Genomic DNA, 9,360 nt, shown 5'->3' on the forward strand with positions numbered 1-9,360 from the left:
GAGCGGGCTTGCTCGCGAAGGCGGCGGCACGTTAACCCACATGCCTGCCGATTGTGCAGTGGCCCGCTTAGCGCCCCCGCTTGCTGGTGATCTGCACCAACCGGTTACCTTTGAAGCGCAAATACTGGTACATGCCGTTGTTGGGGCCGTAGGTCCATTCTTCCACCGGGTATTCTTCCCGGCGATTGACACTGCGCTCGTAGCCCAGGTCATCCCGCGCCGCGGGTTGCCCGCATTTTTGCAGCACTTCGCTGGAGCGATCACCGACGCTGATCAACTGGCTGCCACAACGCAATGTATCGGCCGCCGACACGTGGCCGCTGGCGAGCAGCAAGATCAGGCTAAGCCCGTGCAGACGTTTCATCTTATTCGGCATCCAGATGCATAGGGGTGATCACGCGCCCGTCACTTTCGGCCTGACCGAGGCTGGCGTCGATGAAATACACACGGTCATCGGCCAATTGCCCTTTGTCCACCAGGAAGTCCTTGATGCTGCTGGCACGCTCCTGTCCCAGCTGGCGCAACAGCACTTCGTTGCCACTCCAGAACGTGATCACGCCTTCGCGCAGTTTTTCCGTGCGTGCCTTTTTATCCAGTTGCGTCCATTCCACCGGTGGCTGGGTCTTGAGACGGGTGCGATAGATGCCTTCGAGCAGCGGTGCCTTTTCATCCTCGGGCACCTCCAGCAGCGAGGCCTTGGCAGGGACTTTGTCGCCTCTGCGCTGCAGCATCTTGTAGTAGTTGTACTGGTATTCACGTTCCAGACGCTGGGCGGCGAGCAGCGGACCGTCGCTGCTTTGGGCGGCGGTGCCTTCGATCTCCAGGCGCAACTCCGGACGTTTACCGAGGGCTTCGGACAACTTGAGCAGCGTGCCTTCGTTGTCCGGGTTCAGTTCGCTTGAGCCCGGGGCGAATGACACGCTGCCCAAGTCTTGCGAGGCACCCCCGGCCACCAGTCCACCGATGAGTTTGAATGGCGCCTGGGCCGCGCGTACCACCAGGTTGCGCAGTGTTTGCCAGACAATCGGCATCACGCTGAATTGCGGGTCATTGAGGTCGCCGGAAACCGGCAGCTCGATGGAAATCCTGCCTTCGGAATCCTTCAGCAGCGCGACGGCCAGCTTCAGCGGCAGGCTCACGGCATCCGGGCTGTCGACCTTTTCCCCCAGCTGCAGTTGCTCGACCACCACTTTGTTGTCGGCCTGCAACTGGCCTTTGGTGATCCGGTAATGCAGGTCGAGGTTGAGTCGGCCCTTGCGGATGCGATAGCCGGCGAACTTGCCGGAATAGGGCGTCAGGGTCGTCAGCTCGACCCGTTTGAAGCTGGTGGCGATGTCGAGGCTGGCCATCGGGTCGAAGGGATTGACCGCGCCCTTGATGGTGACAGGCGCATAGCGGTCGACCTTGCCGTTGATGTCCACGGTGGCCGGCTTGGCCTGGCGGCTGTCGATGGTGCCGATCTGGCCGTTGAGCTGCTGGATCGCCGTGGCGAAGTTTGGCGTCAGGCTGAAGTCGGCGAAGTTGGCTGAACCGTCATTGATGGCAATGCCGCCGACGTGGATGCCCAGCGGTTTGTCCTGGGAGGCCGGTTTTGCCGGGCTGTTGTTCGTACCGCTGTCGGCCGGTTGCGGGATCAGCAGGTCATCGACGTTGGTGGTGCGGTCTCGGTTGATCATGAATCGCGCGTAAGGCTGGTACAGGTTGACCTTGTCGATCGACAGGCTATCGCCGTGCTGATAGTTGAGCCCTTCGAGCACCAACTGTTTCCATTTGATGAAGTCCCGGGTCCTGAGGGTATCGAGGGTGTGCAGTTGATCGACCTGGGCGCGACCAGTGACGGCGAATGCCAGCGGCTCGGTGCTCTTGAGGTCCACCGCCAGGTCGCTGCCAAGCATCCCGGAGCGCAGTTCCAGGCGAATGAACGGGTTGATGTACGCCTGGGCGACCCGTAGGTCGATGTCCTGGGTCTTGACCTTGAGCCGGGCGGTGATCGGATTCAGGTTGACCTCGCCGTCAGCCAGGATCTTGCCCTGTTTGCCTATCCCGGTCTCCAGCTTGAGGGTAAAGGGTGAACCGTTGAGGGTGTCGTAGTTCTGCAGGTCGAGGTTCAGCGGGCCCACGTCCAGGGCCACGGCAGGTTGCGCCTGACGATCGGCCAGGTGCACCTGGTAATTGCGCAGTTGCACGTCCTTCAACAGCACCTGCCAGGGCTTGCTCGGTGCTTGGGGTTCAGGCTCGGGCGAATCGGCGGCTGCTGGGGCCGATGCCGGTTCGACCTTGACCTGCGGTTTAGCCGGCTGACTGGCGAAGAGTTTTTGCCAGTCCAGTTGCCCATCCGCCTCGCGCGCGGCCCAGGTTTCCAGCTTCTGGCTGCGGATCTTGCCGACGATGACTTGTTGCTTGGCCAGGTCGACGGTTGTTTCACTCACATCCAGGCGTTCGAGCTTCGCCAATGGGCGGCCATCCGGCGCCTTGATGGAGAAGGGGGCCACGCTGACGGCCACGTTGTTGAGCAGCAGTTCGGTGCCCTTGGCCAGGTTGAGCTTGTAGTCGGTACTCAGGTTCAGCACGCCGTTTTCCAGCACCAGCGGTACCGCGTCGCGTACGTAGGGCCACCAGACTTTCATCTGGCCGTCGGTGACTTTGATCTTACCCTCGGAGGCGATCGGCGTGAGGCTGAAGTTGCCGGTCCAGTCGACCCGGCCGCCTTGAGGGCTGACGGCCACCAGGGTCATGTCGGCGTTGTCGTCGGGCAGAGTGCTGAGGTTCTTGAGCTCGAAATCAAGGGTGTCGTACAGAAATTCGATGGGCTCGCTGGGACGCAGGTCCTGAAAATGCAGGTAACCGCCGGCCAGTTTGATCCGGTCGATTCGCAGCGGAAACGGCTTGGCGTCGGGGTCGGTCGGGGTGGGTTCGCTGGCCGGCAGCTTGAACAGGCCCAGCAGGTTCAACTGACCGTCCTTGGCGAACATGATCTCGGTCTTGGGCTTGTCCAGCTCGATATCGGTCAGGTGCAGGGCGCCGGACCAGAGGCTGTCGAGCTGCAGGTTGGTGTACAGCCGCTCGAAGGCGACCTGCTCCTTGCCCGGTTCGCCGACATTCAGGCCCCAAAGCGTGACTTCGAGGCTGAACGGATTGAGCTCGATACGCTGAATCCGGGCTGGCACCGTTGCATGGTCGGCCAGTTGTTGATTGGCGATCCGCAAGGCAACACCGGGTAATATCAGAAAACCCAGCAGGCTGTAGAGGGCCAGTACGGTCAACAGGGCGCCGAAAGCGCGAATCAATCCTTTGGGCATGTGCGGCTTCATCTGGTGTGAATTCGGAGTGCCTTGGAGTATGGCATGCGTTTACGGTTCCGAAGCCACTGTGATTTATCAGATTTATCCGTTTTCGGCGTAGGAGTTGAACCGCTGGTTCAGAGCTGAAGGATCAACGTCTTGAGTGGCGGCTGCTGGTCCAGCGAGGGAAAATCGCTGTCGGGTGTCAGTATTTTCCATTCGCGCACCGGGCGGCCGGCCTTTTCCGCGCAGCGCAGCACTTGCTCGCGCCAGTCGTCCATGGAGACTTTTGCCAGGTTGTTGCAGCAGATCAGCACGCCATTTTCAGCGGTGGTGAGCAGCGCCGGCTTGAGCAGGCTCTGGTAATCGCGCAACAGGTCGACAGTGCCGAACGCGCTCTTGGCCCAGGCGGGCGGGTCGAGCAGCACCAGGTCGTACTGGCGTTGCTCCAGGCGCACATAACCTGGCAGTTTCTGTCCGCGCCGCTGACTGATGGGCAGGCCGGCCAGTTGGCGGATGGCCGGGAAGTAATCCGATTGCACGAAATCCATGGGCGGCAGATCAGGGTTGAGCAGACCGTTCTCGCGCCCCACCGCCAGGTTGCCTTCGGCAAAGTCCAGGTTGCACACCTCGCGCGCGCCACCGGCTGCGGCGCTCAGGCCGACGCCGCAGGTGTAGGCGAACAGGTTCAGCACGCTTTTGTTGCGGCTGTGTTCCTTGACCCAGCCACGGGCGTTACGCAGGTCGAGAAACAGCAACGGATCCTGCCCGGCATGGCGCCCGCGCACGCGGTAGTTCAAGCCCCATTCACGGCCGACAAGGTCTTGCAGGGCGGCTTCGTCAGCTTGGTAAACGGTGTCCTGGCGGTCGACGCGCGAATTGCCCCGGGCGCGATCGTTGTAGACCAGCAGGGTGTCCAGGCCCAGGTACTCGTTGACGATACCGTGCAATTGCAGCAAGGCATCGCGTTCCAGCGACTGATGGAAACTCTGTACCAGCAATTGCGAGCCGTAGCGGTCGACCGTCAGGCCGGGGGCGCCTTCCTGGCTGCCATGGAACAAGCGATAGCAATCGGTGCCTTGCTGGTGCAATTGGCCGAGCAGGTCCTGACGCTGATCGAGGGCGGCGCGCAGCGCCTGATTCAAGGAAGACATGCCGGGCGCGCCTTAGAGAAATGAGGCGCGGGAGTTTAGCAGTTATGGATACTCGGGTTGGGATTGCATACGGATCTGAAGCCGGGCACCGACCTGTGGCGAGAGAGCTTGCTCCCACTGGGCTGTACTGTAGGAGCTGCCGAAGGCTGCGATCTTTTGATCTTTCACTTGGGATTCAAGTGTAAGAACAAGATCGCAGCCTTCGGCAGCTCCTACAGGCCCAGCTCAAGCAAGCTCCCTCGCCACAGACTCTTGTGTTGCTGGCTCAGCGATTGAGCCGCTTATCGATCAGCCCCTCCACCACGCTCGGATCGGCCAGGGTCGAGGTGTCGCCGAGGCTGTCGAGCTCGTTGCAGGCAATTTTGCGCAGGATGCGCCGCATGATCTTGCCCGAACGGGTCTTGGGCAGTGCCGGCGCCCACTGGATCAGTTCCGGTTTGGCGAAGCTGCCGATCTCCTTGCTGACGTGGTCCAGCAATTCTTTTTTCAACGCGTCGTTGGCCTCGATTCCATCCATCGGCGTGACGAAAGCGTAGATGCCCTGGCCTTTGAGGTCATGGGGGTAACCGACCACCGCGGCTTCGGCGATGTTGTCGTGCAGCACCAAGGCACTTTCTATTTCGGCAGTGCCGATGCGGTGCCCGGAGACGTTGATCACATCGTCGATGCGCCCGGTGATCCAGTAATCGCCATCTTCGTCTCGACGGGCGCCGTCGCCGGTGAAGTAATAGCCAGGGTAGGGCTTGAAGTAGGTGTCGACCATGCGTTGGTGGTCGCCATAAACGCTGCGAATCTGCCCCGGCCAGCTCGCCTTGATCGCCAGCACACCGCTGCCGGCACCATTGATTTGCTTGCCGGTTTCATCGAGCAATACCGGTTGCACACCGAACATCGGTCGGGTGGCGCAGCCTGGCTTGAGCCGCGGCGCACTCACCAGCGGGCTGAGCATGATGCCGCCGGTTTCGGTCTGCCACCAGGTGTCGACAATCGGGCAGCGCTGTTCGCCCACCACGTTGAAGTACCATTCCCACGCCTCCGGGTTGATCGGCTCACCGACGCTGCCGAGCAATCGCAGGCTTTTGCGCGACGTTTCCTGCAGCGGCCCGGTACCTTCGCGCATCAGCGCCCGCAGGGCGGTCGGGGCGGTGTAGAAAATGTTGACTTGATGCTTGTCGATTACCTGCCAGAAGCGCGAACTGCTGGGGTAGCTCGGCACGCCTTCGAAGATCAGCGTGGTGGCGCCGTTGGCCAACGGTCCGTAGACGATATAGCTGTGGCCGGTGACCCAGCCGACATCGGCGGTGCACCAGAACACTTCGTTGTCGCGGTAGTCCAGTACGTACTTGAATGTCATCGCCGCTTGCAGCAGATAACCACCGGTGGTGTGCAGCACACCTTTGGGTTTGCCGGTACTGCCGGAGGTGTAGAGGATGAACAGCGGGTCCTCGGCGTCCATCGGTTCCGGCGGGCAATCGTCGCTCATCTCATGCATGGCCTGGTGGTACCACAGGTCGCGGCCTTCGACCCAGGCCACTTCGCCCTGAGTGCGCTCGACCACCAGCACGGTGCTGACGTTCGGGCAACTTTCCAGGGCCTTATCGACGTTGCGCTTGAGCGGTATGAATCGTCCGCCGCGCACGCCTTCGTCGGCCGTGATCACGGTGCGGCAATCGGCGTCGAGAATCCGGTCGCGCAGCGAATCCGGCGAAAAGCCGCCGAACACTACCGAATGCACCGCGCCAATGCGGGTGCAGGCAAGCATGGCGTAGGCCGCCTCCGGGATCATCGGCATGTAGATGCAGACGCGGTCGCCTTTCTTCACGCCGCGGCTTTTCAGCACGTTGGCCAGGCGGCAAACATGGTGATGAAGTTTTCTGTAGGTGATTTCTGCCGATTCGGCGGGATTGTCGCCTTCCCAGATGATCGCTGTCTGGTCGCCACGTGTGTCCAGATGGCGGTCGATGCAATTGGCGCTGACGTTCAGCTGGCCCCCGGCGAACCAGGTGGCGTCGCCGATCTTGAGGTCATAGCGCTGGACGGTTTGCCAAGGCGTCATCCAGTCGAGAAAGCGCGTCGCCTGCTCGGCCCAGAAAGCGCTGGGGTGTTCGATGGATTCTTTGTAGAGCCGCGTGTACTCGTCCTGACTCAGTTGCGCAGCCCGGCGGACGGCATCGGCTTGGGGGTACTGGCTGATATCGAACATGACGGTTCCTTATTCTTGTTTTTGCGACAAGAGGGGAGCGGCACTACCCTCGTAGGAGCTGCCGAAGGCTGCGATCTTTTCTCTCAATACACTTGAATACCAAGTGGAGGATCAAGATCAAAAGATCGCAGCCTTCGGCAGCTCCTACAGTGCCGTGTACCCCACGGTGTGCGGGTAACCCGAGCCGTAGGAACTGTCCTGAACGAAAAGCGACAGGGCGGGTGAGCCGCCCTGTCAGACTATCACCCGCGATGACGCCCGCGGAAGTAGTTGATCAAACCCTGGGTCGAAGGGTCTTCGGCCGCGCTTTCTTCGCTGCCCACCAGACGGTTGTAGACGCCCTTGCCCAATTCCTTGCCCAGCTCCACGCCCCATTGGTCGAAAGCGTTGATGCCCCAGACCACGCTTTGCACGAACACTTTATGTTCATACAGCGCTACCAATGCGCCAAGGCGACGTGGGCTGATGCGTTCGACCACCAGGGTGTTGCTCGGACGGTTGCCCGGGATCACCTTGTGGGAGGCCAGTTTCTGCACGTCTTCTTCACTCGCGCCTTTGTCACGCAGTTCCGCTTCGGCTTCGGCGCGGGTCTTGCCCAGCATCAGTGCCTGGCTCTGGGACAGGCAGTTGGCGTACAGCCACTGGTGGTGATCGGAAACCGGGTTGAAGCTGACGATTGGCACGATGAAGTCTGCCGGGATCAACTGGGTGCCCTGATGCAACAACTGGTGGTAGGCGTGCTGACCATTGCAACCGACGCCGCCCCAGATCACAGGACCTGTGTCGGTCGACACCGGCGTGCCGTCCTGGCGCACACTCTTGCCGTTGGATTCCATGTCCAGTTGCTGCAAGTGCTTGGTGATGTTGCGCAGGTAGTGGTCGTACGGCAGGATCGCGTGGCTTTGCGCGCCCCAGAAGTTGCCGTACCACACGCCCAGCAGCGCCAGCAGCACCGGCATGTTCTGTTCGAACGGCGCGCTCTGGAAGTGCTGGTCCATGGAATAGGCGCCGGAGAGCAATTCCTTGAAGTTCGACATGCCGATGGCCAGGGCGATCGGTAAGCCGATGGCCGACCACAGCGAGTAGCGCCCGCCGACCCAATCCCACATCGGGAAGATGTTTTCTTCGCGGATGCCGAAAGCCACGGCGGCGGCGTTATTGCTCGATACGGCGATGAAGTGGCGGTACAGCTCCGCTTCGGAGCCGCCCTGGGCCAGGTACCAGGCACGGGCAGCCTGGGCGTTCTTCAGGGTTTCGAGGGTGTTGAAGGATTTCGACGAGACGATGAACAGCGTGGTCTCGGCGCGCAACTTCATGGTCAGTTCATGGAACTCGCTGCCGTCGATGTTCGCCAGGTAGTGACAGCGCACGCCTTTTTGCGCGTAAGACAGCAGCGCTTCGGAGACCAGTTCCGGGCCGAGGAAAGAGCCACCGATGCCGATGTTCACCACGTCGGTAATCGGTTTCTCGGTGTAGCCGCGCCACAGGCCGTCATGGATGCGGCCCACCAGATCAGTGATCTGGTTCAACACCTTGTGTACGTCGGGCATGACGTCGACGCCGTTCACCAGCAGTTTATCGCCTACCGGCCGGCGCAGCGCGGTGTGCAGGGCCGGGCGGTTCTCGGAGGCATTGACGATTTCGCCTTCGAACAACGCCTTGATCGCGCCCTTGAGGTCGACTTCATTGGCCAGGCACACCAGCAGGTCACGGGTCTGGGCGTTGATCAGGTTCTTTGAGTAGTCGAGAAACAGGCCGCAGCTCGACAGGGTGAATTGATTGAAACGTTGCGGATCGGCATGGAACGCTTCGCGCATGCTGAAATCCTGCATGGCTTTGCGGTGGTCATTCAGCGCTTGCCAGGCAGGCAGAGCGGTCACGTCGTGAGGGGTTCGGTAATACGCCATCGCTGCGGGTTTCCTTTTTACTTGAACGACCTTTTGTACACTAAAAATTCCGGCATGGCCTCAGGGGGCGTCCGGACAACTGCGTCGACACGATCTATGGGCACAGGGCGACTACAGTAAACCTCGCGTTGCGATCTGTCTTGGCTTTGTCAGACCGTTTCCCGGTACTTTTTTATACAACAGGGGCGGGATTGGTCCGACAGACGGAAGTGCGGCGAGGCTAGTCGAAGAGGTGCTTTTGCTGTGGGAGCGGGCTTGCTCGCGAAGGCGGAGTGTCTGTCACATCAATATTGAATGTACCGACGCTTTCGCGAGCAAGCCCGCTCCCACAGGGATTTATCAGATTGATCAGGCGAGCTGCACCGGGATGGCATTGCTGGTATGGCTCAATTCGTTGCCTGGAGCCATATACAACATGCGGGGCTTGAAGTTGACCAGTTCGGCTTCGCTGTAATGGGCGTAGGCGCAGATGATCACCCGGTCACCTACCTTGGCCTTGTGCGCCGCAGCGCCGTTGACCGAAATCATTCGCGAGCCTTCTTCGCCACGGATCGCGTAGGTGGTGAAGCGTTCACCGTTGTCGACGTTGTAGATCTGGATCTGTTCGTATTCGCCGATACCCGACAGGTCCAGCCACTCACCATCAATGGCGCAGGAGCCTTCGTAGTCGAGCACGGCGTGAGTGACTTCGGCGCGGTGCAGCTTGGCCTTGAGCATGATGGCGTGCATGAATGTTTCCTCTGGTCGGGTCCGAACGGCGGGCAGTTTGCCCGAAGGCTACTGAAGCGGCAATAACACTGCAGTACCCTTGTGGG

6 protein-coding genes are annotated in these 9,360 nt (G+C 60.8%); all 6 read right to left on the reverse strand.

Annotated features, from left to right (window positions below):
• Positions 1 to 67 precede the first annotated feature (67 nt).
• The 6 genes from HU811_RS21075 to panD all read right to left on the reverse strand — a co-directional run bounded on the left by HU811_RS21075 (position 68) and on the right by panD (position 9,274).
• Positions 68 to 364, reverse strand: a complete 297-nt coding sequence (locus tag HU811_RS21075) for a DUF2845 domain-containing protein (protein WP_186657916.1) — start codon at positions 362 to 364, stop codon at positions 68 to 70.
• 1 nt (position 365) lies between these two features.
• A complete protein-coding gene (locus HU811_RS21080; RefSeq protein ID WP_186657919.1) occupies positions 366 to 3,299 on the reverse strand; it encodes a DUF748 domain-containing protein in 2,934 nt (977 codons plus the stop codon).
• A 119-nt stretch (positions 3,300 to 3,418) separates the two neighbouring features.
• Positions 3,419 to 4,435: a class I SAM-dependent rRNA methyltransferase gene (locus HU811_RS21085; protein ID WP_186657921.1), complete on the reverse strand. Its 1,017-nt coding sequence runs from the start codon at positions 4,433 to 4,435 to the stop codon at positions 3,419 to 3,421.
• A 265-nt stretch (positions 4,436 to 4,700) separates the two neighbouring features.
• On the reverse strand, positions 4,701 to 6,638 hold the full coding sequence (gene acs, locus HU811_RS21090; protein ID WP_186657924.1) for an acetate--CoA ligase: 1,938 nt from the start codon (positions 6,636 to 6,638) through the stop codon (positions 4,701 to 4,703).
• A 242-nt stretch (positions 6,639 to 6,880) separates the two neighbouring features.
• Positions 6,881 to 8,545 carry a glucose-6-phosphate isomerase gene (pgi, locus tag HU811_RS21095; RefSeq protein ID WP_092403017.1) on the reverse strand — a complete coding sequence of 555 codons (1,665 nt, stop codon included), beginning with the start codon at positions 8,543 to 8,545 and terminating at the stop codon, positions 6,881 to 6,883.
• Positions 8,546 to 8,893: 348 nt separating this feature from the next.
• Positions 8,894 to 9,274, reverse strand: coding sequence for an aspartate 1-decarboxylase (panD, locus tag HU811_RS21100; protein ID WP_092403019.1), 381 nt, complete (start codon positions 9,272 to 9,274; stop codon positions 8,894 to 8,896).
• Between the last annotated feature and the right edge of the window lie 86 nt (positions 9,275 to 9,360).

The organism is Pseudomonas tehranensis (assembly GCF_014268615.1).
In the GTDB taxonomy this organism is placed as follows: Bacteria; Pseudomonadota; Gammaproteobacteria; order Pseudomonadales; family Pseudomonadaceae; genus Aquipseudomonas; species Aquipseudomonas tehranensis.